Here is a 22743-nt window from a genome sequence, read left to right as displayed (position 1 = left end):
GCGGCCAGGTGCCGTCCCCCAGCGCCGTGGAGCCCAGCCGTGGACCTCTCAGGGGCGCAGCCGGCCCCCGCTCCGGGTCCACCCCGACAATCCGCTTGAGGGCGGCTGGAACACTGATCCCGTGCTGTTGCGGATGTCCACCCTGTTCCTGCGCACGCTGCGCGACGACCCGGCCGACGCCGAGGTCCCGAGCCACCGGCTGCTCGTGCGCGCCGGCTACATCCGCCGCGCCGCTCCCGGTGGCTTCACCTGGCTGCCGCTGGGCTACCGGGTCTTCCGCAACGTCGAGCGGGTGGTCCGCGAGGAGATGGACGCCATGGGCGCCCAGGAGGTGCACTTCCCGGCGCTGCTGCCGCGCGAGCCCTACGAGGCGACCGGCCGCTGGACCGAGTACGGCGACAACCTCTTCCGGCTCAAGGACCGCCGCGGCGCCGACATGCTGCTCGGGCCGACGCACGAGGAGATGTTCACGCTCCTGGTGAAGGACCTGTACTCGTCGTACAAGGACCTCCCGCTGGCGCTGTACCAGATCCAGACCAAGTTCCGGGACGAGGCGCGGCCGAGGGCCGGCCTGCTGCGCGGCCGCGAGTTCACGATGAAGGACAGCTACTCCTTCGACTCCTCCGACGCCGGCCTCGACGCCTCCTACGCCCGCCACCGCGACGCCTACATCAAGATCTTCGACCGGCTGGGCCTGGAGTACGTGATCGTCTCGGCGATGTCCGGCGCCATGGGCGGCTCGAAGAGCGAGGAGTTCCTGCACCCGACGGAGATCGGCGAGGACACCTTCGTCCGCTCGCCCGGCGGGTACGCCGCCAACGTCGAGGCCGTGCGGACCGTCGTCCCCGACCCGATCCCGCTCGACGGGCTGCCGGCCGCGCACGTCGAGGACACCCCCGACACCCCGACCATCGAGACGCTGGTCGCCGTCGCGCAGCAGCTGTTCCCCGACGAGGGCCACACCGCCGCGTCGACGCTGAAGAACGTCGTCGTCACCCTCGTGCACCCCGACGGGACGCGCGAGCCGCTGGTCATCGGCATCCCGGGCGACCGCGAGGTCGACGCCAAGCGGCTGGAGGCGCAGGTCGCGCCGGCCGAGGTGGAGCCGTTCACCGACTTCGACAAGCACCCGGGCCTGGTCAAGGGCTACATCGGCCCCGAGGCGCTCGGCAAGGACAGCGAGACGGGCATCCGCTACCTGGTCGACCCGCGCGTCGTCCCGGGCACGCGGTGGATCACCGGCGCCAACGCCGTCGGCAAGCACGTCTTCGACCTCGTCGCCGGCCGGGACTTCACCTGGGACGGCGTCGTCGAGGCCGCCGAGGTGCTGCCCGGCGACCCGGCCCCGGACGGCTCCGGCCCGCTGGAGCTGGCCCGCGGCGTGGAGATCGGCCACATCTTCCAGCTCGGCCGCAAGTACGCCGACGCGCTCGACCTCCAGGTGCTCGACGAGAACGGCAAGCTGGTCACGGTCACCATGGGCTCCTACGGCATCGGCGTCTCGCGCGCGGTCGCCGCGATCGCCGAGTCGACGCTGGACGAGCTGGGCCTGTGCTGGCCGCGGGAGATCGCGCCGGCCGACGTGCACGTCGTGGCCACGGGCAAGGACGCCGCGGTGTTCGAGGCGGCCGAGTCGCTCGCCCAGGAGCTGGTCTCCGCCGGCCTGACCGTGCTCTACGACGACAGGCCGAAGGTCAGCCCCGGCGTGAAGTTCAAGGACGCCGAGCTGCTCGGGATGCCGACGATCGTGACCGTGGGCCGCGGCCTGGCCGACGGCGTGATCGAGGTGCGCGACCGGAGGACCGGGGAGCGCGAGGAGGTGCCGGTCGCCGAGGCCGCCGCCCGAGTGCTGGACGCGGCCCGGCGGTGACGCGCGCGGCCGGCGCACCTCCTCCTGCCCGAGGACGCCGGTCGCCGTGATCCTCGGGGCGGGGCTGGCGCTGCTGGCGGCGATGTGCAACGCGATCGCCGCCGGCCTGCAGCAGCGCGCCTCCTTGCTGATCGACGCCCGCCACCGGGTCGCCGAGGCGCCCGGTGGCGCGCTGACGACCCGCTACCTGCCGGTGCTGCGGCAGGTCCGCTGGCTGCTGCGGCACCCGGTGTGGTGGCTGGGCTGGGTGTTCAACACCCTGGGCACCCTCGTGCAGGCCGTCGCCCTGCGCTTCGGCTCCGTGGCGCAGGTGCAGCCGCTGCTCACCACCCAGCTGGTCTTCGACCTGCCGCTGTCGGCGCGGAACTCCCGGCGGCGGCCGCTGCCGCGCGACTGGCTGTCGGTGATCGCCATCTGCGCCGGGGTGATCGTGTTCCTCGCCGTGCCGGGTGCCGCCCCGACGCAGGGTGCGGCCGATCGGGAAGCCGTGCTCCTGGCCCTGGCCGTCTCGGCCGTGGTCGTCGTCCTGCTGGTCGCCCTGGCGGCGGGCCGCTCCGCGACCGCCCGCGCCGCCGTGATCGGCGTCGCCGCCGGCATCTGCAACGCCAACACCGCCGTGCTGCTCAAGCTGACCACCACCGACCTCGCCGACCGGGGTGTGGCCGCGACCGCGCGCGACTGGCCGGGCTACTCGGTGGCCGTCGGGACCGCCCTGGGCGTGCTGCTGGCCCAGCAGGCCTACGCCGCCGGCTCCCTGGCGGTGGCCGTGGCCGCCATGACGGTGACCAACCCGGTGGTCAGCACGCTGCTCGGGCGGCTCACGTTCGACGTGCCGACGCGGGGCGGGGCCGGCGCGCTCGCCGCCCTGGCGATCGCGCTGCTGCTGATGTCGCTGGGCGCCGTCGGGCTGGCGCACTCCCCGACCGTCCGGGGCAGCCCGCGGCCGGTCAGCGGCTGACCAGCTCCACCTCGAACCCGTCCTCGTCCTCGAGGTAGGCGGCGCGGTGCTCCGGGCCGCCGGCGAACGGGTGTCGATCCGGGAACAGCAGCCGCCACCCGTGCTCGGTCGCCTCACGCACGAGCGCCTCGAGGTCGTCGTCGGTGTGGAACGCCAGGTGGTTCAGCCCGGGGGAGCGGCGCTCGTGCCGGTCGCCGACCAGCGCCGGGGACTGCTCGACGACGACGTAGACGTCGCCGGACCGCCACGAGCGGCCGTGCTCCCACGACTGGAACGGTTCGGCGCCCAACCGGGTGAGCAGCCAGCCCCACGAGCGCTCGGCTCGTGTGAGATCGGGCACCCACAGCTCCACGTGGTGCAGCAGACCTGAGCTGGGCATGAGGTGCTCCTCGTGGATCTGGCATGATGGTCGGTCGAACACGGCGGTGGGCGGCCCTCTCACCGTTGCCGGCCGTGTCCCTCGCTCCGCCCCGGCGTACCCCACACGTCCGACCGGCGGGCAACCGACCGAAGTGTTCGAGGAGTACACCACCCACCGTGGCCACCAAGATCAAGCTCATGCGCCTGGGCAAGATGCGCGCCCCGTACTACCGCATCGTCGTCGCCGACGCCCGCACCAAGCGGGACGGTCGCTCGATCGAGACGATCGGCAAGTACCACCCGAAGGAGGAGCCCTCCTTCATCGAGGTCGACAGCGAGCGCGCCCAGTACTGGCTGGGTGTCGGCGCGCAGCCGACCGAGGCGGTCGCCGCGATCTTCCGCGTGACCGGTGACTGGCAGAAGTTCAAGGGCGAGCCGGCCCCGGCCCCGATGAAGGTCGCCGAGCCGAAGCCGGACAAGAAGGCCCTCTACGAGGCCGCCGTCCGCGCTGCCGGTGGCGAGGAGCCCGCCGAGGGCGCCACCACGCCGAAGAAGAAGGCCGCCCCGAAGAAGGCTGCGCCCGCCGCCGAGGCCGCTCCGGCTGCCGACGCCGCGCCCGCCGCCGAGGCCGCTCCGGCTGCCGACGCCGCGGAGTCCGTGGACGAGGCCGCCGGTGCCGCCGGCGAGGGCCCGGCCTCGGGCGCCCCGGCCGAGACGCCCGCCGAGTAAGACGTGCTCGAAGAAGCGCTCGAGCACCTGGTCAAGGGGATCGTCGACCACCCCGAGGACGTCACCGTCGACCTGCTCAACAGCCGGCGGGGCAAGACCCTCGAGGTGCGCGTGCACCCCGACGACCTGGGCAAGGTCATCGGCCGTGGCGGTCGCACCGCGAAGGCGCTGCGGCAGGTCATGACCGGCGTCGGCGGCCGCGGCCTGCGGGTCGACGTCGTCGACACCGACGGACGCTGAACTCCTGAGCACTCCCGACGTCACCCCTGACACCGTGGTGGTCGGCCGCATCGGCCGGCCCCACGGCGTCCGGGGCGAGGTCACCATCGAGGTCCGCACCGACGACCCGGAGCTGCGCTTCCCGCCCGGAGCGGTGCTGCTCACCGATCCCGCCGAGCGCGGCCCGCTGACCGTCGCGCGGAGTCGCTGGCACCGTGACGTGCTGCTGCTCGTCCTGGAGGGCGTCGAGAGCCGCGAGGCGGCCGAGCTCCTCCGCAACACCCTGCTGCTCGTCGAGACGTCGGCGCTGCCCGCGCTCGACGACCCCGACGACTACTACGACCACCAGCTGGTCGGCCTCACCGCCCGGCTGACCGACGGCACCGCGCTGGGCGAGGTCGTCGCGGTCTCCCACGAGGGCAGCGACCTGCTGGTCGTGCAGCGCCCCGACGACGCCGGCGAGCTGCTGATCCCCTTCGTGCGCGCGATCGTCCCCACCGTCGACCTCGCCGCCGGGTCGCTCGTGGTCGACCCGCCCGAGGGCCTGCTGGAGCTCTGAGCGCCGTGCGGAGCAGTTTCCTCATCCAGGTCGTCACCATCTTCCCGGAGTACCTCGCCCCGCTGCGCCAGTCGCTGCTGGGCAAGGCCGCCGAGCGCGGCCTGGTCGACATCGCCGTCCACGACCTGCGCGCCTGGACCGACGACGTGCACCGCACGGTCGACGACGCCCCCTACGGCGGCGGGCCCGGCATGGTCATGCGGCCCGAGCCCTGGGCGCGCGCGCTCGAGGAGGTCCGCCCGCCGGGCACCCGGCTGGTCGTGCCGACCCCTGCCGGGCGCCCGTTCACCCAGGCCATGGCCGCGGAGTGGGCCGCCGAGCCGGGGCTGGTCTTCGCCTGCGGCCGGTACGAGGGCATCGACCAGCGGGTCGCGGACTGGGCCGCGGAGGCGGGGCCGGTCTCCGAGGTGTCGATCGGCGACTACGTGCTGGCCGGCGGCGAGTCCGCGGTGCTGGTCATGGTCGAGGCGGTCACCCGGCTGCTGCCCGGGGTCGTCGGCAACCGCGAGTCGGTCGAGTTCGACTCGCACGCCGACGGCCTGCTGGAGGGGCCGTCCTACACGCGGCCGGCGTCCTGGCGCGGCCACGACGTCCCGCCGGTCCTGCTCTCCGGCGACCACGCGGCGATCGCCCGCTGGCGGCGGGAGCAGTCGCTGCGCCGCACCGCCGCCCGCCGTCCCGACCTGCTCCTGCGGCTGCCCGAGGGGGCGCTCACCGAGGCCGAGCGGCAGCTGCTCGACGGGGATGCCTGAGTCGTTGCGGCTGCGCTCCGCGGCCCGCGTCGTCGTCCTCGACCCCGGGTCGCGGGTGCTGCTGTTCGGGTCGCGGCTGGTCGACCTCGAGACCCCGCCGGGACCGGTCCTGTACTGGTACACGCCGGGCGGTCGCACCGAGCCGGGGGAGTCGGCCCGGGTGACCGCCGTCCGCGAGCTCGCGGAGGAGATCGGCCTCGACGTGGATCCCCGTGCCCTCGAGGGCCCGGTCTGGCTCCGCCGTGCCGTCGCCCCTCACCTCGGCGAGCTGTTCGACCACCGGGAGACCTACTTCGTGCTGCGCGACGTCGTGCACGAGGTGGACGTGCGCGGGCAGACCGAGCTGGAGGCCTACGAGGACCAGCCGTGGCGCTGGTGGAGCGTGGCCGAGATCGCCGCGAGCGAGGAGATCTTCGTCCCACGGGAGCTCGCGACGGCGCTCCCGGAGCTGCTCAGGGGGCCCTGGACGGGGCCGCCGCGCATCGTCGACTGAAGTTGTGGCACAGTAGAGAGCTGCTGCAGACGTCGGCGCCCGTCGACGCATGCTCGAAGAGCGAGCCGCGGCCCCCGGAAGTCCACAGCCCGGGACGGCCGCTGTCCGCACCGTGTACGTGCCACCGCTAGGACGACAGGACTGCTGAGATGAACACCCTGGACGCACTCGACGCCGACTCGCTGCGCGACGACATCCCCGAGTTCCGTCCCGGCGACACCGTCAAGGTGCACGTCCGCGTCGTCGAGGGCAACCGTTCGCGCATCCAGGTCTTCCAGGGCGTCGTGATCCGCCGTCAGGGCGGCGGCTCCCGCGAGACCTTCACCGTGCGCAAGGTGAGCTTCGGCGTCGGCGTCGAGCGGACCTTCCCCGTGCACACCCCGGTCGTCGAGAAGATCGAGGTCGTCACCCGCGGTGACGTCCGCCGGGCGAAGCTGTACTACCTCCGCGAGCTGCGCGGCAAGGCCGCCAAGATCAAGGAGAAGCGGGAGCCGGCCGCGCGCTGACGCGGTTCCCCCCAACACCTCCGGCCGGGCGAACCCCGGCTGCCTCCGGCGGGTCCCACCCGGCCGTACGCTGGTCCGCGATGAGCAGCGATCGGCCCGTGGGTCCCGCCGGTGTCGTTCCCGAGGGGGACGACGGCACGCCGGAGCCCGGCACGGGCGAGCAGGCCGAGACCACAGCCGAGGAGCGGCCCACCCGGCGCAGTCGCCGGCACCGGCGCGAGCAACCGAAGAAGAAGGGCTCGCTGCTGCGCGAGCTGCCGGTGCTCCTGCTGATCGCCTTCGTGCTCGCGCTGCTGGTGAAGACCTTCCTCGTGCAGGCCTTCTTCATCCCCTCGGGGTCGATGGAGCAGACGCTGCACGGCTGCCCGGGCTGCACCGGCGACCGCGTGCTGGTCAACAAGGTGCCGTATTGGTTCGGCAAGCCCGAACCCGGCGACATCGTCGTCTTCAAGGGGCCCTCGACCTGGACCCCGGAGGTCCAGGTCGACGAGCCGAGCAACTGGTTCTCCGGGGCGCTGCTGTGGCTGGGCCGCTCCATCGGCGTCGCCCCGCCCAGCGAGGACGACTACGTCAAGCGCGTGATCGCCACCGGCGGCCAGACGGTCCAGTGCTGCGACGACAAGGGCAACGTGACCGTCGACGGCAAGGCGCTGGTCGAGCCCTACATCTTCGAGAACAACCCGATCGACCAACGTGCCTTCGGCCCGGTGACCGTGCCCAAGGGGCGGCTGTGGGTGATGGGCGACCACCGTTCGGCGTCGGCCGATTCCCGCTCGCACGTGGGCGACAAATACGACGGCACGATCGCCGAGAGCGACGTCATCGGAAAGGCCTCGCTCATCGTCTGGCCGTTGAGCCGGTTCGGCGTGCTGCATTCGCCCGACATCCAGGGCACGGCCGCCGCCGCGCCGGGCGCGGTGGTGGCACCGGACGGGGTGGCGCTGGCCGCCGTGGTGCCGTTCGCGCTCTGGCGACGCCGGCGCCGGCGACGCTGAGCCATTCGGCATAGACCATTCACTGGAGTCTTTCCGGCGTTACGCGTGTGACCGGGCGCACTTCGGAAGTTTCGAAAAAAATTCTGGGAAAGCATTCAAGCATCCGTTTCACCCTTCCGATGGAGGTGTTGGAACTTCCCGGAGTTGAAACGGAGACGAAAGTGTCTGCACCCATGGCGAGCACCGCCCGCGGCGTGACCCGCGTGCTCCTCCTCGCCGACAGCCCTGTGCTGCGTCGCGGTCTGGTCAGCATGATCAACGAGACCGCCGGCATGCAGTCCGTGGGCACGCCGGGCGAGCTGCGCCGGGCCCTGACCCTGGTCGAGACCGCCCGCCCCGACGCCGTCGTCGTCGAGCTGGGCGCCGGCCGGGCCGCGACGCTCAACGCCTGCCGCGACCTGCGCAGCCGCTTCCCCCGCGTGACGATCGTCGCGCTGGCCACCTCCGAGGACCCCGCCGTCGTCAACGAGGCGCTGGCCGCCGGTATCCGCGGGTACCTGCTGCTCAACACCTCGCCGACCCTGCTGGGCTGGGCCATCCTGGCCGCCCGCGCCGGGCGGACCGTGGTCGACCCGCAGATCCGCCGGGTCGAGCCGTCGGCCGTGCCCGCCGGCAAGCCGTTCGTCCCCGAGGTGCCGCTGACCCGGCGCGAGCAGGACGTGCTCGACGAGCTCATCCAGGGCCAGTCGAACCGGCAGATCGGTCGCAACCTGTTCATCAGCGAGGACACCGTCAAGTCCCACGTCAAGGCCATCCTGCGCAAGCTGGGTGCCCGCGACCGGGCGCACGCTGTCTCGCTCGTGCTCTCCTCGCGCAACGGTGGCGGGGCGTGCACGTGCGGCGCGCACGGGCTGGCGCAGAGCGCCGTCCCGGCTGACGCCGACGCCTGACTCCCTCCTTGGGATCCGGACCGTCCGCCTCCTCGGCGGTCCGAGCACCACGGGCCGGTTCCCCTCGGGGGGAACCGGCCCGCCGTGCGTTCGCCTGTCCCGACGACGTTCTGTCGTAGGGGGTCGTAGGGTCGGACGGCGATGGCTCTCCGTTCCGCCCCTGCCCGCTCCGCTTCCCCCGAGCCGGTGTCCGACGCCGATTCGCTGTGGGAGATGGAACGCCGCCTGCGCCGCCGCGGCTTCTCCGCGATCGCCGGCGCCGACGAGGCCGGCCGCGGCGCCTGCGCCGGCCCGCTGGTCGCCGCCGCCTGCGTGCTGCCGCCCGGCCGCCGCGGGCGGGTGCCGGAGCTGGCCGACTCCAAGCTGCTCACCGCCGCGGCGCGGGAACGGGTCTACGCCCAGGTCGTCGACCGCGCCGTCTCCTGGTCGGTCGTCGTCATCCCGGTCGAGGATCTCGACGCCCGCGGGATGCACGTGACCAATCTGGAGGCCCTGCGCCGGGCGGTGTGCGCTCTCGACCCGGGCCCCGACTACGTGCTCACCGACGGCTTTCCGGTGCCCGGCCTGTCCCGGCCCAACCTCGCGGTGTGGAAGGGCGACCGGGTGGCCGCGTGCGTGGCCGCGGCGTCGGTGCTGGCCAAGGTCACTCGCGACCGGATCATGCTCGAGCTGCACGAGAAGTGGCCGGAGTACGACTTCGCCGGTCACAAGGGCTACATCACCGACGTCCACAGCGCCGCGCTGGACCGCCACGGGCCCTGTCCGGAGCACCGGATGCGGTTCGTCAACGTGGCCCGCGCACGGGACGCGCACGCCGGGCGGGCACTCCAGCTGACCGGGGCGGCCGGCATGGTCGATGATGAAGACATGAGTCCTCTGGCCGGAGACCTGCGATGAGCACCGAGGATCTCGAGAAGTACGAGACCGAGATGGAGCTGCAGCTCTATCGCGAGTACCGGGACATCGTCCGTCAGTTCACCTACGTCGTGGAGACCGAGCGCCGGTTCTACCTCGCCAACTCGGTCGACCTGCAGGTGCGCGAGGCCGGCGGCGAGGTCTTCTTCGAGCTCAAGCTGTCCGACGCCTGGGTCTGGGACATGTACCGGCCGGCGCGGTTCGTGCGCAACGTCCGGGTGCTGACCTTCAAGGACGTCAACGTCGAGGAGCTCGACAAGCCCGACCTGGAACTGCCCGCCACCTGACGCTTCGTTGCACGGCGGGAACAGACCCGTTCCCAAACGCTCTGCCCAGGTCCTAGCCTGCCGGCTGCGACGACGCCGGCGAGCGGTCCGGCCGCGATGCACGGGGAACGGCCATGGACGGTTGCCTCGAGAAGACGCGCGTGCTGCCGGAGCGGCGGCGGGTGCTCGCCGGGTTGGTCGCCGGCGCGGCTGCGGCGGCGTTCGTCGGGCTGGTCGCAGCCCCGGCGAGGGCGGCGTCCACGGGCAACTTCGGGTTCTACAGCCACACCACGCAGACGTGGACCGTGCCGCCCGGGGTGAACACGGCGATCTTCGACCTCTACGGCGCCGTCGGCGGCGGCAACGACACGCTCGGCCATGCCGCGGGGGGCCACGTTCACGCGGTGCTGCCTGTCGTCCCGGGTGACCAGTACGTCCTCGTCGTCGGGGGCACGGGTGGTGATCCGCACGGTCCCTCGGGCATCGACGGCGGGGCCGGGGGCTACAACGGCGGCGGCGCTGGCGGCGACGGTAACGGTCTCGGGTACGCCGGCTGGGGCGCGGGAGGCGGCAGCGATGTGCGCGCCAGCGGCTCGGGGCTGGCCAACCGGATCCTCGTCGCCGCCGGCGGCGGGGGTGCCGGCTTCAACAGTCCGGGCGGAGCCGGAGGGGCCGACGTCGGGGCGACCGCACCGCAAGACCCGACGTTCGCCAACCCAGCCACCGGGGGCACGCAGAGCGCGGGTGGCTCCGGTGCCTACTTCGACTTCGCCCCGTCGGTGCACGGCGGGAACGGAACCCTCGGTGCCGGCGGCGCCGGACTGCAGCAGCCGAACGGCGGCGGTGGTGGTGGTGGCGGCGGCTACTACGGGGGCGGCGGTGGTCTCGGCGCGAGTGGCGGTGCCGGCGGCTCGAACTACGTCACCCCCAACGCGCTGGACGCGGTCAGCGAGCGCGGGGTCGCCGCGCCCGTTCCGAACGGCGGGGAGGGCGCGGTCATCGTCCAGTACGGGGTGGCCGACACCCCGACGTTCACCGCGGACACCCCACCCACCGGCATGGTCGGCCTCGACTACAGCTACACGTTCGCCGCCTCCGGGTGGCCGCCGCCGGAGCTGCACCTGTCCGGCACGCTGCCCGGCGGGCTGAGCTTCGACAGCCGGAGCGGAACCCTCTCCGGCAACCCCACAGAGGCCGGCACGTTCCCTCTGACGTTGCAGGCGCTCACGCCGGTCGGCAGCTACGACGACCCGGTGACCCTGGTGATCCAGCCGGCGACGAGCGCACCCACGATCAGCGGTGATCCACCCGACGGCACCGTCGGATCGGCCTACGCCTTCGACTACGCGATGACGGGCGACCCGGCTCCGACGGCGTCGGTGACCTCCGGCGACCTGCCGCCGGGGCTCGGCCTGTCCGGCGACGGGCACCTCTCCGGCACCCCGACCGAGGCCGGCACGTGGTCGTTCACCGTCACGGCGACCAGCACCGAGGGCGCGGATTCCGTCGACTCCACGATCACCGTCGCCGCGACCGTGCCCGGTCCGCCGACGATCGGTACGGCCACGCCCGGGGACGGCTCGGCGACGGTCACCTTCACCCCGCCGTCCTCGAACGGCGGCTCCGACATCACCGGCTACACCGCCACCGCGACACCCGTCGTCGCCGGGCCGCCCACCGTCACGGGCACCGGCACGGGAAGCCCGCTCACGATCTCCGGGCTCACCAACGGGACGACCTACACGATCACGGTGGCCGCCACCAACGGCGCCGGGACCGGGCCGGACTCCGGGCCGTCGAACCCCGTGACCCCGGTCGCGGTCATCGCCCCGCTGCAGATCACGACCACGAGCCCGCTGCCGCCCGGCACCGTCGGGCAGCCCTACACGGCGACGCTCACGGCGACCGGCGGGGTGGCGCCCTACCGGTGGTCCCTCCCGTCCGGCAGCCACCTGCCCGCCGGGCTGACCCTGCAGCCGGACGGCACGATCGTGGGGGTGCCGAAGACGGCCTGCACGAGCACCTTCACGGTCCGCGTGACCGACGCCGAGGCCGTCCCGCAGACGGCTCAGAAGCAGTTCCGGCTGACGATCGGCCCTGCTCCTCACCCGGACCTGGCCGTCAGGACGGACCCGCTGTCGACGTTCAAGCACGGTGCGCCCGCGGGCTACCGGATCACGGTGACCAACACCGGCACGGCCGCCACGACCACGCCGGCGGTGGTGACCGTGACCCTCGGCCGCGGGCTCACCGCGACCACCTGGGCCGGTTCCGGCTGGAGCTGCAGCCAGAAGGGACTGCGCTGCAGCCACAGCGGCGTCCTCGCGCCGGGGGAGAGCGCGAGCTACCTGCTGGGGGTGCAGGTGACCGCGGCCGTGAACGCCAAGGTGAGTGCCACCTCCTGCGTGACGCCCACCGATCCGACACCCGGTGACAACAAGAACTCCTCGACCGTGACGGTCAGGAAGTAGGCGCCAGCGCTGCCTTCTCCTGAAGCACCTGCTCGACGGTGCGCAGGTCGTGCACGCCCAGCCGGTCGGTGACAGCGGTGGTGTTCCAGTCGCTCTGCGAGACCGCCATCAGCCGGTTGAGCGCCATGATGCCGGCCAAGGACGGCGCCACCGGGCCGAGCAGCTTCTGCAACCCGGTGAACAGGGCGGCCGGCTGGGCGACGACCCGCACCCGGCGATCGAGCAGGCGGCTGTAGATCTGCGCGACGTCGGCCCACGAGAGCGCCTCCGGGCCGCCGACCTCGACCTGCCCGGAGATCGAGTCGTCGAGCGCGCAGGCCGCCAGCACGCGGGCCGCGTCGTGCACGGAGAGGAACGCCTGCCGTCCTGCAGCCGGCCCGGGGACGAGCATCAGCCCGAGGTCCTCGATCGTGCCGCCGGCGATCCGGCGGAACGTCCGCAGCGTGGGGTACGCCCGCGTGAGCGTGGCGCGCTGCTCGCCGCGGAGCGGGATCCGGCTGCCGACCAGCGCCAGCCACACCTCGGTGAACGGCGGCATCTGGACCGACACCCACGAGAGTCCCGAGGCGGCCAGCAACCGCTCGGTCCGCCGCTTGGAGCGGGCGACGGGGACCTCGTCGTCGACCGGCGTCCCCGGGACGCTGGCGAGCACGAACCGCGAGACGCCGGACCGTTCGGCGCGCTCGACCAGCTGGGCATATCCGGCGTCCAGGGCGTCGCTGCGGTCGCCGGGGCGGGTGGGAGCTGCGACGTTGGCGGTCGCCACCACCGCCGTGACGCCCTCGAGGGCGGCGTCGAGGGTCTCCGGTTCGGTCAGGTCTGCGCGGACCAGCGTGGCCCCGGTCGCCGCGAGGTCGTCCGCGGTCGAGAGGTCCCGGACCATGGCACGCACCGGGTGCCCCTGTTCGCGCAGCGTGCGCACGACGAGGCTGCCGAGCTGACCGGTGGCTCCCACGACGAGGATCATGGCGACCTCCTCCGCGACGCACCGAGCCTTCTCCACAGCCGCCTCGCTCGTCCACAGATCGCGCCGGGCTCTGGTTCCCGGCCGCCCGCCGGTCGACCGTCGAGGGGTGCCCACGACCACTGATCTCGGCGTCCACGGCGAGCGGATCGCCGCCGCCTACCTGACCGACGCCGGCCTGCGCGTCCTCGACCGCAACTGGCGCTGCCGGGAGGGCGAGCTCGACATCGTGGCCCGCGAGGGCGACGCGCTCGTGTTCTGCGAGGTCAAGACCCGCCGCGGCACCGGCTTCGGCCATCCGGTCGAGGCGGTGACCGTTCCCAAGCAGCGGCGGCTGCGGGTGCTGGCGCAGCGGTGGCTGGCCGCGCACGACGAGCACGCGCCGGATCTGCGCTTCGACGTCGTCGGGGTGCTGGTCCGCCCGGAGCGTCCGGCGCTGGTCACCCACCTGCGCGGAGCGTTCTCGTGACCCTCGCGCGGACGTGGTCGGTGGGGCTGGTCGGTGTGCAGGGCGCGATGGTCGAGATCGAGGTCGACCTGTCCTCCGCCGTTCCGCAGGTGGTTCTGGTGGGGCTGCCGGACGCCGTCGTCCGGCAGTCCGTCGACAGGGTCCGTGCGGCGATCACCAACGCCGGGGCGAGCTGGCCCCAGCGCCGGATCACGATCGGGCTGTCCCCGGCCTCGATGCCCAAGCAGGGGAGCGGGTTCGACCTGGCGCTGGCCGTCGGCATCCTCGCCGCGGCGCGGACGGTGCCGGCCGCCGCGGTCGAGGATCTCGTCCTGCTCGGCGAACTGGGGCTCGACGGCTCGGTGCGCGGCATCCGCGGTGTCCTGCCGTCCGTCCTGGCAGCCGTCCGAGCCGGGCACGGCCAGGTCGTCGTCGCGCCGGCGAACGCCGACGAAGCCTCCCTGGTCACCGGGATCGAGGTGCTGGCCCCGCCGACGCTCACGGCCCTGGTGGACCACCTCACAGGGGGCGACCGCCTGCACCCGCACGCCCGCGGGCCGCTACCACCGCCGAAGCCCGGCCCCGACCTCGGCGACGTCGTCGGGCAGGCGTCCGGACGGCGGGCGGTGGAGGTCGCGGCGGCCGGCGGGCACCACCTGTTCCTGACCGGACCGCCGGGCGCCGGCAAGACGATGCTCGCCGAGCGGCTGCCCGGGCTGCTGCCCTCCCTGGACGACGAGGCCGCGCTCGAGGTCACCGCGATCCACTCGATCGCGGGCACGCTGCCGGTCGGGGCGCCGCTGATCACCCGTCCCACGTTCGAGTCGCCGCACCACTCGGCGAGCCTCGCGGCGCTGGTCGGTGGCGGCTCGGGGCAGATCCGTCCGGGGGCGGTGTGCCGCGCGCACCTGGGGGTGCTCTTCCTGGACGAGGCGCCGGAGTTCCCGCGCTCGGTGCTCGACACGCTGCGCCAGCCGCTGGAGAAGGGGCAGGTGACCATCCAGCGGGCGGCGGGCTCGGCGACCTTCCCGTGCCGGGCGCAACTGGTGCTGGCGGCCAACCCGTGCCCGTGCGCGAGCGCCGCCGGCGACACCGCGTGCACCTGCAGCGCCCTGGAACGGCGGCGCTACCAGTCGCGCCTGTCCGGACCGCTGCTGGACCGGATCGACCTGCGGGTCGACCTGCCACCGGTGACCCGCGCGACCTGGCTCGACGGTCTCGGCACGCCGGAGCCGACGGCGACGGTCGCCGGCCGGGTGGCGACGGCCCGGGCGGCGGCGGCCGAGCGGCTGCGGGGGAGCGAGCTGAGCCTCAACGCCCACGTGCCCGGTCGGCTGCTGCGCGACCGCTGGCCCATCCCTCGGACGGCGTTGACGCTGGTGGAGCGGGCGCTGGAACGCGGCGCGATCTCGGTCCGCGGCTTCGACCGCGTGCTCCGGGTCGCGTGGACGTTGAGCGACCTCGCCGGCCGGACCGTGCCCGGTGCCGACGAGGTCGCCGAGGCCCTCGGCATGCGCCTGCAGCGGGCGGCGGCGTGAGCGGCGACGACCTCGACGCGGATCTGGCCGACGCGGCGGCGGAGCTCGGTGAGCCGACTCCCGGGCTCCGCCGCGCCCGTGCCTGGCTGAGCCGGGCGGTCGAGCCCGGCACGGTCGACGCCTGGCGGTTCGTCGACCGGGTCGGCCCGGTGGAGGCGGTGCGGCTCATCCGGTCCGGCCGGGCGCCGGCGCGCATCCTGGGCCTGGTCGGCGCCCGCGCGCAGACGGACACGAGCCTCGCCGACCTCCGCCAGGCCGAGCGCTGCGGCGCGCGGCTGTTGATCCCCGAGGACGACGAGTGGCCGGCCTACCTGCTGCACGCGCTGACCCTGGCCACGGCCGAGGAGCCGGAGGAACCGAAGCACCAGGCGGACCGGACGAAGGCCCTCGTCCCGCCGCTGGCGCTGTGGGTGCGCGGGCCGGCCCGGGTCGACGAGCTGGCCGACCGCTCGGTGGCGATCGTCGGCTCGCGGGCGGCCACCGCGTACGGCGAGCACGTGGCCGGCGAGTTCGGCTACCAGCTCGCCGAGCGCGGGTGGACGGTCGTCTCCGGCGGCGCCTACGGCATCGACGCCGCCGCGCACCGTGGCGCGCTCGCCGCCGACGGCCCGACGATCGCCGTCCTGGCCTGCGGCGTCGACCGGCCCTACCCCGCCGGGAACGGGGCGCTGCTCCACCGGATCGCCGACAGCGGGCTGCTGGTCAGCGAGTGGCCGCCGGGTGCCGCACCGCACCAGCACCGCTTCCTGGTGCGCAACCGGCTGATCGCCGCCCTCACCCGCGGCACGGTGGTCGTCGAGGCCGCGGCGCGGTCCGGTGCGATGGCCACGGCCCACCGGGCGCGGCGCTTGGGCAAGCAGGTGATGGCGGTGCCCGGCCCCGTGACGTCCGCGATGAGCGTCGGCTGCCACGAGCTGTTGCGGGGCACGCAGGACGCCGAGGCGGCCACGCTGGTCGCCTCGGCGGCGCACGTCCTGGACGTGGTCGGCGGGATCGGGGTTGACCTCGCCGAGCCGGCCGAGCGGCGCAGCGACGTCCGTGACGGTCTCTCCGACCTGGCGCGGCGGGTGCTCGACGCCTGCCCGGTGCGCACCGGGGTGGCCCCGGAGCGGCTCGCCGCGATCGCCGGCTGCGAGGTCCTGGAGGTCCTGCGGGTCCTGCCGGCGCTGGAACTCGCCGAGCTCGTGCAGTGGACCGGTACCGGCTGGCGGCTCATGCCGGCGCCGAGGGCCCGGGCCGGCTGACCGGGGATCGATTGCGGACAACGGATCGGCGCGGCGCCTTGACGACGAGGGCCGCGACACGGACCGTGCCCCCGTGGCCGGGTCGACTGCGCAGACGCGGGCGCAGCTCCCGCTTGCGCTCGCCGAGGCCCTCGACGGGTTCGAGGAGCACCTGCGCTCCTCCCGCGACCTGTCCGAGAACACCATCCGCGGCTACGTCGGCGACGTCGTCCAGTTGCTCGACCACCTCGTCCGCCGGGGCGGCGCCACCGTCACCGACCTCGACCTGGCCACGCTGCGCAGCTGGCTGGCCAAGGGCCGGACCACCGGCCACAGCCGCGCCACCACGGCCCGCTCGGCCGCATCAGCCCGCTCGTTCACCGCCTGGTTGCGCCGCTCGGGCCGCGCCGGCGAGGACGTCGGCCTGCGCCTGGTCAGCCCCAAGGCGCACCGCACGCTGCCCGACGTCCTCGCTCCGGACCAGGCGCGCGCCGTCCTGGAGGCCACCTCCGGGGCCGAGGAGCCGGTCGGGCTGCGCGACGCCCTCGTCCTCGAGCTGCTCTACGCCAGCGGCGTCCGCGTGAGCGAGCTGATCGGCCTCGACGTCGACGACGTCGACCGCGGCCGCCGGCTGCTGCGCGTGCTCGGCAAGGGCCGCAAGGAGCGCAGCGTGCCCTACGGCGTCCCGGCCGAGGCCGCCCTCGACGCCTGGTTGACCCGCGGCCGCCCCGCGCTGGCCACCGAGCACTCCGGCCCCGCGCTGCTGCTGGGCGTCCGGGGACGCCGGCTCGACCCCCGCGAGGCGCGCCGGGTGGTGCACGCCGCCGTCCGCAAGGCGCCCGGCGCACCCGACATCGGACCCCACGGGTTGCGTCACTCGGCCGCGACGCATGTCCTCGAGGGCGGGGCCGACCTGCGGTCGGTCCAGGAGCTGCTGGGCCACGCTAGCCTCGCGACGACGCAGATCTACACCCACGTGACGGTCGAACGGCTCCGGGCAGTGCATGCACAGGCCCACCCGCGAGCATGAAGGGGACTGTCGAGTGGACACACACGCGGGAGCAGGGGAGCAGGACCGTGCCTGAGGCGACCATCGAGCTGGACGAGCACAGCGAGGACGCCGACGCCGCGCTGGCGGATCTGTGGGAGCGCTACGTCGCCGACCGGGCCCCGCAGCTGCGCGACCGGCTGATCCTGCACTACGCGCCGCTGGTCAAGTACGTCGCCGGCCGGGTCGGCAGCGGCCTGCCCGCGCACGTCGAGCAGGCCGACCTCGTCTCCTACGGCACCTTCGGGCTCATCGACGCGATCACCCGCTTCGAGCCGACCCGCGAGGTCAAGTTCGAGAGCTACGCGATGGCCCGCATCCGCGGCGCGATCATCGACGAGCTGCGCAGCACCGACTGGATCCCGCGCTCGGTGCGCATGAAGGCGCGCCAGTTCGAGCGCGCGGTCGCCGAGCTCGAGAGCCGGCTGCAGCGCACGCCGACCGACGAGGAGATCGCCGACGAGATGGACATGGAGGTCGAGGAGGTCCGCAAGTTCCTCGGCCAGCTGTCCCTCGTCAACGTGGTCGCCCTCGACGAGCTCCTCGTCGACGAGGACGGCGGCGGCTCGCCCCGGCTGGTCGACACCCTCCAGGACTCCACCGCGCCGGACCCGCAGGCCATGGCCGAGCACGGCGAGGCCCGCCAGCTCCTCGCCCGCGCCGTCGAGCAGCTGCCCGACCGGGAGAAGGTCGTGGTCAGCCTCTACTACTTCGAGGGCCTGACCCTGGCCGAGATCGGTCGGGTCCTGGGCGTGACCGAGAGCCGGATCTGCCAGATGCACACCAAGGCCGTGCTGCACCTGCGCACCAAGCTCGCCGACATCGCCTGACCATGGGGCTCTTCGGCGGCGGCACGCAGGTCGTGCCGATCCCCATGGACGACGACGAGACCGAGCTGCTCCGCGAGGTCGCGACCGTCCACCCCGGCACGCTGTCCTCGATCCCCGGGGACCTCGTGCTCACCAGCAGCCGGCTCGTCTTCGCGCCGGTGCAGGGCAAGAAGGCACCGCAGCTGATCACCTGGCGGTTCACCAAGGGCAAGAGCCGCACGAAGGCGCCCGACGCGCTCGCCGCCGCCCGTGCCAAGAGCGCTCCCGGCCTGATGCGGCCGCCGACGCTCGTGCTCACCACCGGCGACGGCACGACCTGGGAGATCGGCATCCTGGCCGGCCGCCGCAAGCCCAACCGCTCGCCCGACAACGCCCGGGCCCGCGACCGGCTCGTCGAGGCGATCCAGGGCCGCCTGGCCGACTGAGGCCGCTCATCCGGCCAGCACCTCGCGCAGCGTCCGCCACGACTGCGCCACCAGCGCCGGGTTGGTGTGGCGGTAGTACGGCAGCGCGATGAGCGCCACCGACACCGCCCAGCCGCGGCCGCGCGCCCACGTCGCGTCGTCCACACCGAGCACCGCCCGGTAGCGCTCGCGTGCCGCACCCGAGAACAGGTTCCACGCGACCAGCAGGTCGACCGCCGGATCGCCGACGGTGAGCGCCCCGAAGTCGAGGACGGCGACCACCCGGCCCTCGCGCAGCAGCAGGTTGCCCGGCGCCAGGTCCGCGTGGACCCACACCGGCGGGGCATCCCGGACCGGCGCCGCGAGCGCCTGCTCCCACACCGCCGTGACGGCGCGGGAGTCGAGCTCGCCGTCCAGTGCGGCGATCGCGGCCCGGGTCGCGGCGTCGCGGGCGGCCAGCGGGCCGCCGCGGCCACCGCCGGCGGGCGGGTCGGCCACCTCGATGCCGTGCAGCGTGCCGACGAACCCGGCGAGCGCCTCCGCCGTCCCTACGGGGTCCGGCAGCCGGTCGGCCCGGGCCTCCTCGCCGGCCAGCCACCGGTACACCGACCACGACCACGGGTAGCCGGCCCCGGGCGCCCCGGCGGCCAGCGGCTCGGGGATCGGCAGCGGGAGGTGCGGGGCCAGGGAGCGCAGCCGTCGCTGCTCGGCCTCGACGTCGGTCACCGCCCAGCCGATCCGCGGCAGCCGCACGACCATGTCCGCGCCGAGCCGGTAGAGCGCGTTGTCGGTGCCCGACGAGGGGACCGGGCGCAGCGGCAGCTCCGCCCACTGCGGGAACTGACCGGCGAGGAGCCGCCGCACCAGGTCCACGTCGGTTCCCACCTCGTCGGCGTGCATCCGCCCCGTGCTCACCGGGGGAGCAGATCCGGTGCGCCGGGGCGTTGTCCACCGGATTTCCGCGGCGGGAGAGTGGTCCATGGCCGAGATCGAGCCCTGTGACGTGCTGGTGGTCGGTGCCGGGCCGACCGGCCTGACCCTGGCCGCTCAGCTCTCCGCGTTCGGCGTCCCGCCGGTGCTGGTCGACGCGGCGACCGACCGGGTCCACGAGTCACGAGCGCTCGCCGTCCAGCCGCGCACTCTCGAGGTGCTGCGGCCCTTCGGCGTCAGCGACGAGCTCGTCGCCCGTGGCAGCCGTGGCGTCCGGCTGCGGATCACGGCCGGACGCCGGGTCGTGCACGCTCCGCTGTTCGACGTCGGTGCCGGGGACACCGCCTACCCCTTCCTGCTGTTCGTCTCCCAGGCCGAGACGGAGGCGGTGCTCGCCGAGCACCTCACCCACCGGGGCATCGCGATCCGCCGCGGCGTCCGCCTCGAGTCCTTCCACCAGGACGGCGACCGGCTGCTCTGCACCCTCCGCGACCCCGACGGCGCCGCCGGCACGGTTGCGGCCCGCTGGGTCGTGGGCTGCGACGGCGCGCGCAGCACCGTCCGGGAGCAGGCCGGTATCGCCTTCACCGGTGGGCGGTACCCGCAGACGTTCTGCCTCGCCGACCTCTCGGCCGACGGTCTCGAGGACGGCGCGGTCAACACCTACCTGAGCGCCGGCGGGCCGCTGTTCTTCTTCCCGCTCGGCTCCCCGGCCCCGTGGCGGCTCATCACGTTCGTGCCCGACGGCGGGCCTCGGGACGGGCCGATCCCGCTGGACCGGGTTCAGCAGCTCGTCGACGACGCGACGGCAGGCACGGTGCACGTCCACGATCCGGTCTGGACCAGCGCCTTCCGCGTCTCGCACCGCGGTGCGCGGCACTACCGCGCAGGCCGGGCGTTCCTCGCCGGCGACGCCGCGCACGTGCACAGCCCGGCCGGCGCGCAGGGGATGAACACCGGCATCCAGGACGCGGTCAACCTCGGGTGGAAGCTCGGGCTGGTCTGTCGCGGCGTCGCCCCGGAGGAGCTCCTCGACTCCTACGACGCCGAACGGCGGCCGGTGGGGGAGGAGGTCCTCCGGTTCACCGACCGCGCCTTCACCGCGGCGACGTCGAACGCGGGGCTCGTGCGCCTGGCCCGCACCCGGCTGGTGCCGTACGTGCTGCCGTCGGCGCTCCGGTTGCGGCCGGCCCGACGGCTGGCGTTCCGCACGGTCTCGCAGCTGGGCATCCGCTACCGCCGCAGCCCGGCGGTGCAGCCCGCCGCGGGTCCGAAGCCGCGCCCCGGAGACCGCCTGCCCGACGTCCGGATCGGGCAGCGGTGGTTGTCCGAGGAGCTGGACGGCCCGGCGTTCACGTTGCTGACGTGCGGCGTCGGTGCCGGGGATCTGCCGGACCGCTTCGCGCCCTGGCTCGCGGTCCGCACGCTCGAGGGTGCCGCCGCCCGCACGCTCGGGCTGCGCGGCAGCGGCTGGCTCCTGGTCCGCCCCGACGGGCACGTCGCCGCGCGGGGCACGGGGGTCGGCCTCGCCGGCGCCGAGGACTACCTCGCGCGCTCCCTGCGGCGCAGCCAGCCCTCCAGCGGGCCGGTGAGCAGCAGCAGGAGCATCGCCCCGTAGTTGACCTGGCGCACGAGCGTGCCGAGGAGCAGCGCGACGACGAGGATCCCGGTGGTCACCAGGCTCGGCCACGGGGTGGGCGCGGGCTCGTCGGCGTCCCGCCGCAACGCCGGGCGCCGCCAGACGAGGATCGTGACCGCGGCCAGGCTGGCCGAGCTCGCCGTGATGGTGCCGATGTAGATCCCCACGGCCAGCGGCTCGGGCGGGTAGCTGCCGACCACCTGGGTGGCGAACGGCAGCAGCACGATCGTCAGCATCCAGAGCAGGTTGAGCAGCAGGAAGGCCGAGTCGTAGGCGCCGACGCCCTCGACCACCCGGTGGTGGACCATCCAGAACCGCGCGATGACGGCGAAGCTCAGGAAGAAGGCGAAGAACTGGCCGCCCTCGTCGGACAGCACGCTGCCCAGCGACCGGCCCGGCTCCACGTCCTGCAGCACCTCGGCCAGCGGCAGCACGAGCAGGGTGATGGCGATGGCGACGACGGCGTCGAGGAAGGTGACGAACCGGTCGAGCCCACGTTCTGAGCGCACCCGCGCAGGCTAGAGATCGTCCCTGCGCGGACGGGGGATCAGTCCGCCGGACCGGTGGCCAGCGTGACCTGCGCGGTGTGCGAGGCGCCGGCGCCGTCGGTCCAGGTCACCGGCACGCTGTCGCCCGGGTCGTAGCCGGCCAGCAGGCCGGTCAGGTCGTCGGCCGAGGCGATCGCCGTCCGGCCGACGGCGGTGATGACGTCGCCCGCCAAAATGCCGGCCGACTCGGCGGGTCCACCGGACACGACCCCGGCGATCGCGGCGCCGTCCGTGCCGGCAGCAGAGGTCACCGAGACCCCGAGGAACCCGGGGTAGCCCTGGTGGATGGTGGAGTTGTCCACGCCGTCGACGATCTGCCCGGCGATCGACAGGGCCGAGGAGATCGGGATCGCGTACCCGTCGACCTGCCCGCCGGTGGACGCCGCGGTGTCCATGCCGATGATCTCGCCGGAGGCGGTGTCGTAGAGCGGGCCGCCGGAGTCGCCGGCCTGCACGTCGGCGTCGGTCTCGATCAGACCGGTCAGCTGCTCGGGGTTGCCGCCGGTCTCGTCGGTCGCGGTGATCGACTGGTCCAGCGCGGTGACCGTGCCGCTGACCGCGCTCGGCGTCCCGCCGGAGCCCCCGGCGTTGCCCACCGCGGTGACCGCCTCGCCGACGGCGGCGGTGGCGTCGCTGAAGTCGGCGACCTGCAGACCCGAGGCGTTGCTGAGCTGCAGGACCGCGACGTCGTCGCTGGGATCGGTGCCGACGACGGTCGCCGCGTAGGTGTTCCCGGTGCTGACCACCGTCACGCTGATCTTCGTCGCGCCCTGGACGACGTGGTTGTTGGTCAGGATCTCGCCGTCGGAGCTCAGCACCATGCCCGTGCCGGCGGCCTCGCCGTTCCGGAACCCGAGCACGGTGTCGATGTCGACGACGCCGATCTGCTGGTCCTCGGTGGCCAGGCCGGTCGTGCTCGACGTGTCGCTCCCGGTCGGGCCGCTGCCGAACGGGGACCCGCCGGACGAGGGCCCCTGGCTCCCCGACCCGAGGTCGGCGGGCGAGCCCACGCCCACCACGGTCGTCCCGCCGGCCGTGCTCACCCCGATGACCACGGCCGTGGCCACGCCGACCGCACCCAGCGCCCCGGCGACGGCCAGACCCGTGCGCCGGCGCGGCGGCGGCCCGAGCGGAGCCGGCGGCATCGGGGGCACGTAGTACGGGGCCAGGTTCTCGGTCACGACACCA

25 protein-coding genes are annotated in these 22743 nt (G+C 74.1%); 20 read left to right on the top strand and 5 right to left on the bottom strand.

Features of this window, described 5'->3' with window-relative positions; translation table 11 throughout:
- Positions 1-133 precede the first annotated feature (133 nt).
- Both GGQ55_RS02875 and GGQ55_RS02870 read left to right on the top strand, forming a co-directional pair.
- Complete coding sequence (locus tag GGQ55_RS02875; RefSeq protein ID WP_218859141.1) at positions 134-1870, top strand: proline--tRNA ligase; 1737 nt, start codon at positions 134-136, stop codon at positions 1868-1870.
- 46 nt (positions 1871-1916) lie between these two features.
- Positions 1917-2828 carry a DMT family transporter gene (locus GGQ55_RS02870; protein WP_179715026.1) on the top strand — a complete coding sequence of 304 codons (912 nt, stop codon included), beginning with the start codon at positions 1917-1919 and terminating at the stop codon, positions 2826-2828.
- Here the strand turns inward: GGQ55_RS02870 and GGQ55_RS02865 are convergent.
- Positions 2818-3207: a VOC family protein gene (locus GGQ55_RS02865; protein ID WP_179715025.1), complete on the bottom strand. Its 390-nt coding sequence runs from the start codon at positions 3205-3207 to the stop codon at positions 2818-2820. The two genes, GGQ55_RS02870 and GGQ55_RS02865, sit on opposite strands and share 11 nt — an antisense overlap.
- Before the next feature lie 158 nt (positions 3208-3365).
- On the opposite strand from GGQ55_RS02865, the gene rpsP reads away from it, so the two are divergent.
- The 11 genes from rpsP to GGQ55_RS02810 all read left to right on the top strand — a co-directional run bounded on the left by rpsP (position 3366) and on the right by GGQ55_RS02810 (position 11983).
- Positions 3366-3917 (top strand): 30S ribosomal protein S16, encoded by a 552-nt coding sequence (gene rpsP / locus GGQ55_RS02860; RefSeq protein ID WP_179715024.1) that lies wholly within the window; start codon positions 3366-3368, stop codon positions 3915-3917.
- A 3-nt stretch (positions 3918-3920) separates the two neighbouring features.
- A complete protein-coding gene (locus GGQ55_RS02855; protein WP_179715023.1) occupies positions 3921-4157 on the top strand; it encodes an RNA-binding protein in 237 nt (78 codons plus the stop codon).
- A gap of 34 nt (positions 4158-4191) precedes the next feature.
- A complete protein-coding gene (rimM, locus tag GGQ55_RS02850) occupies positions 4192-4695 on the top strand; it encodes a ribosome maturation factor RimM (protein WP_366488610.1) in 504 nt (167 codons plus the stop codon).
- Positions 4696-4700: 5 nt separating this feature from the next.
- Positions 4701-5447: a tRNA (guanosine(37)-N1)-methyltransferase TrmD gene (gene trmD, locus GGQ55_RS02845; protein WP_179715022.1), complete on the top strand. Its 747-nt coding sequence runs from the start codon at positions 4701-4703 to the stop codon at positions 5445-5447.
- Positions 5440-5940: an NUDIX hydrolase gene (locus tag GGQ55_RS02840; protein ID WP_179715021.1), complete on the top strand. Its 501-nt coding sequence runs from the start codon at positions 5440-5442 to the stop codon at positions 5938-5940. Before trmD ends, GGQ55_RS02840 begins: the two co-directional genes overlap by 8 nt.
- Before the next feature lie 149 nt (positions 5941-6089).
- Positions 6090-6446, top strand: coding sequence for a 50S ribosomal protein L19 (gene rplS / locus GGQ55_RS02835; RefSeq protein WP_179715020.1), 357 nt, complete (start codon positions 6090-6092; stop codon positions 6444-6446).
- 80 nt (positions 6447-6526) lie between these two features.
- Complete coding sequence (gene lepB, locus GGQ55_RS02830; protein WP_179715019.1) at positions 6527-7441, top strand: signal peptidase I; 915 nt, start codon at positions 6527-6529, stop codon at positions 7439-7441.
- A 173-nt stretch (positions 7442-7614) separates the two neighbouring features.
- Positions 7615-8331 (top strand): LuxR C-terminal-related transcriptional regulator, encoded by a 717-nt coding sequence (locus GGQ55_RS02825; protein WP_218859140.1) that lies wholly within the window; start codon positions 7615-7617, stop codon positions 8329-8331.
- 141 nt (positions 8332-8472) lie between these two features.
- On the top strand, positions 8473-9228 hold the full coding sequence (locus tag GGQ55_RS02820; RefSeq protein WP_179715017.1) for a ribonuclease HII: 756 nt from the start codon (positions 8473-8475) through the stop codon (positions 9226-9228).
- Positions 9225-9533: a DUF2469 domain-containing protein gene (locus GGQ55_RS02815; RefSeq protein WP_179715016.1), complete on the top strand. Its 309-nt coding sequence runs from the start codon at positions 9225-9227 to the stop codon at positions 9531-9533. The genes GGQ55_RS02820 and GGQ55_RS02815 overlap by 4 nt, the downstream gene beginning before the upstream one ends.
- A gap of 113 nt (positions 9534-9646) precedes the next feature.
- Positions 9647-11983: a fibronectin type III domain-containing protein gene (locus tag GGQ55_RS02810; RefSeq protein WP_179715015.1), complete on the top strand. Its 2337-nt coding sequence runs from the start codon at positions 9647-9649 to the stop codon at positions 11981-11983.
- Here GGQ55_RS02810 and GGQ55_RS02805 read toward each other — a convergent pair.
- The gene (locus tag GGQ55_RS02805) at positions 11973-12950 is read right to left on the bottom strand and encodes an SDR family oxidoreductase (RefSeq protein ID WP_179715014.1); all 978 of its coding nucleotides are present in this window, start codon (positions 12948-12950) and stop codon (positions 11973-11975) included. The two genes, GGQ55_RS02810 and GGQ55_RS02805, sit on opposite strands and share 11 nt — an antisense overlap.
- Before the next feature lie 106 nt (positions 12951-13056).
- Between GGQ55_RS02805 and GGQ55_RS02800 the strand changes: the two genes are divergently transcribed.
- From GGQ55_RS02800 to GGQ55_RS02775, 6 genes are all read left to right on the top strand, one after another.
- Entirely contained in the window at positions 13057-13416 is a 360-nt protein-coding gene (locus GGQ55_RS02800; protein ID WP_366488606.1) for a YraN family protein, read from the top strand.
- The gene (locus GGQ55_RS02795) at positions 13413-14933 is read left to right on the top strand and encodes a YifB family Mg chelatase-like AAA ATPase (protein WP_179715012.1); all 1521 of its coding nucleotides are present in this window, start codon (positions 13413-13415) and stop codon (positions 14931-14933) included. The genes GGQ55_RS02800 and GGQ55_RS02795 overlap by 4 nt, the downstream gene beginning before the upstream one ends.
- Positions 14930-16177: a DNA-processing protein DprA gene (gene dprA, locus GGQ55_RS02790; RefSeq protein ID WP_179715011.1), complete on the top strand. Its 1248-nt coding sequence runs from the start codon at positions 14930-14932 to the stop codon at positions 16175-16177. Before GGQ55_RS02795 ends, dprA begins: the two co-directional genes overlap by 4 nt.
- Positions 16178-16250: 73 nt before the next feature.
- Complete coding sequence (locus GGQ55_RS02785) at positions 16251-17186, top strand: tyrosine recombinase XerC (protein WP_179715010.1); 936 nt, start codon at positions 16251-16253, stop codon at positions 17184-17186.
- A 47-nt stretch (positions 17187-17233) separates the two neighbouring features.
- Positions 17234-18034 (top strand): RNA polymerase sigma factor WhiG, encoded by an 801-nt coding sequence (gene whiG, locus GGQ55_RS02780; RefSeq protein ID WP_366488603.1) that lies wholly within the window; start codon positions 17234-17236, stop codon positions 18032-18034.
- A 2-nt stretch (positions 18035-18036) separates the two neighbouring features.
- Positions 18037-18459: a hypothetical protein gene (locus GGQ55_RS02775; protein WP_179715008.1), complete on the top strand. Its 423-nt coding sequence runs from the start codon at positions 18037-18039 to the stop codon at positions 18457-18459.
- A gap of 6 nt (positions 18460-18465) precedes the next feature.
- On the opposite strand, the gene GGQ55_RS02770 is transcribed toward GGQ55_RS02775, so the two are convergent.
- The gene (locus tag GGQ55_RS02770) at positions 18466-19353 is read right to left on the bottom strand and encodes an aminoglycoside phosphotransferase family protein (RefSeq protein ID WP_218859139.1); all 888 of its coding nucleotides are present in this window, start codon (positions 19351-19353) and stop codon (positions 18466-18468) included.
- 64 nt (positions 19354-19417) lie between these two features.
- Here GGQ55_RS02770 and GGQ55_RS02765 point away from each other — a divergent pair, with 64 nt between their 5' ends.
- On the top strand, positions 19418-20986 hold the full coding sequence (locus GGQ55_RS02765; RefSeq protein WP_179715007.1) for an FAD-dependent monooxygenase: 1569 nt from the start codon (positions 19418-19420) through the stop codon (positions 20984-20986).
- Here the strand turns inward: GGQ55_RS02765 and GGQ55_RS02760 are convergent.
- Both GGQ55_RS02760 and GGQ55_RS02755 read right to left on the bottom strand, forming a co-directional pair.
- Positions 20911-21516 carry a TMEM175 family protein gene (locus tag GGQ55_RS02760; protein WP_179715006.1) on the bottom strand — a complete coding sequence of 202 codons (606 nt, stop codon included), beginning with the start codon at positions 21514-21516 and terminating at the stop codon, positions 20911-20913. The genes GGQ55_RS02765 and GGQ55_RS02760 overlap by 76 nt on opposite strands.
- A 38-nt stretch (positions 21517-21554) precedes the next feature.
- Positions 21555-22736, bottom strand: a complete 1182-nt coding sequence (locus GGQ55_RS02755; protein ID WP_179715005.1) for a S1C family serine protease — start codon at positions 22734-22736, stop codon at positions 21555-21557.
- Positions 22737-22743: the final 7 nt, after the last annotated feature.

Source organism: Petropleomorpha daqingensis (genome assembly GCF_013408985.1).
Lineage (GTDB): Bacteria > Actinomycetota > Actinomycetes > Mycobacteriales > Geodermatophilaceae > Petropleomorpha > Petropleomorpha daqingensis.
Note: the sequence above shows the minus strand (reverse complement) of the source record. Positions and strands in the feature narration are given on the sequence as shown.

Coding starts and splice junctions, on each gene's coding strand:
- GGQ55_RS02875 (WP_218859141.1), top strand. CDS start 134: ATGTCCACCCTGTTCCTGCGCACGCTGCGCGACGACCCGGCCGACGCC.
- GGQ55_RS02865 (WP_179715025.1), bottom strand. CDS start 3,207: ATGCCCAGCTCAGGTCTGCTGCACCACGTGGAGCTGTGGGTGCCCGAT.
- GGQ55_RS02840 (WP_179715021.1), top strand. CDS start 5,440: ATGCCTGAGTCGTTGCGGCTGCGCTCCGCGGCCCGCGTCGTCGTCCTC.
- rplS (WP_179715020.1), top strand. CDS start 6,090: ATGAACACCCTGGACGCACTCGACGCCGACTCGCTGCGCGACGACATC.
- lepB (WP_179715019.1), top strand. CDS start 6,527: ATGAGCAGCGATCGGCCCGTGGGTCCCGCCGGTGTCGTTCCCGAGGGG.
- GGQ55_RS02825 (WP_218859140.1), top strand. CDS start 7,615: ATGGCGAGCACCGCCCGCGGCGTGACCCGCGTGCTCCTCCTCGCCGAC.
- GGQ55_RS02820 (WP_179715017.1), top strand. CDS start 8,473: ATGGCTCTCCGTTCCGCCCCTGCCCGCTCCGCTTCCCCCGAGCCGGTG.
- GGQ55_RS02815 (WP_179715016.1), top strand. CDS start 9,225: ATGAGCACCGAGGATCTCGAGAAGTACGAGACCGAGATGGAGCTGCAG.
- GGQ55_RS02810 (WP_179715015.1), top strand. CDS start 9,647: ATGGACGGTTGCCTCGAGAAGACGCGCGTGCTGCCGGAGCGGCGGCGG.
- GGQ55_RS02805 (WP_179715014.1), bottom strand. CDS start 12,950: ATGATCCTCGTCGTGGGAGCCACCGGTCAGCTCGGCAGCCTCGTCGTG.
- GGQ55_RS02775 (WP_179715008.1), top strand. CDS start 18,037: ATGGGGCTCTTCGGCGGCGGCACGCAGGTCGTGCCGATCCCCATGGAC.
- GGQ55_RS02765 (WP_179715007.1), top strand. CDS start 19,418: ATGGCCGAGATCGAGCCCTGTGACGTGCTGGTGGTCGGTGCCGGGCCG.